Annotated in this window: 1 protein-coding gene; it reads right to left on the reverse strand. The window is 32.2% G+C overall.

The genetic code is table 11. The features are described from left to right. Positions 1–181 (reverse strand): hypothetical protein (locus RYX56_RS24535; protein ID WP_317124412.1); only part of this gene is annotated, 181 nt, incomplete at its 3' end. Positions 182–245 lie beyond the last annotated feature (64 nt).

Consider the following 245-nt stretch of genomic DNA (forward strand, 5'->3'; position numbering starts at 1 on the left):
TGTTCTTGAAGACCGTTTTCACCCTCCTTCTGCTTCTTTCTTGATCAAGATTCTTTCCAAAACAAAGAGTTAAGTAAATAAATGGTCCTCTGCTTTGCATAAATTTTGGTTTTAGTCCATGAACTTCATTTATTTCAAATTGGTCTTCGTGGTTTGGTGTTTCATTACAATCTTTGTCCATCCGCAAAATCTGCATTAAATTGTCATATTTCATATTTAGCGGCCATAAATGTAAATATATATAT

This window comes from Alkalihalophilus lindianensis (assembly GCF_032843265.1).
Classification (GTDB): domain Bacteria; phylum Bacillota; class Bacilli; order Bacillales; family Bacillaceae_D; genus Alkalihalophilus; species Alkalihalophilus lindianensis.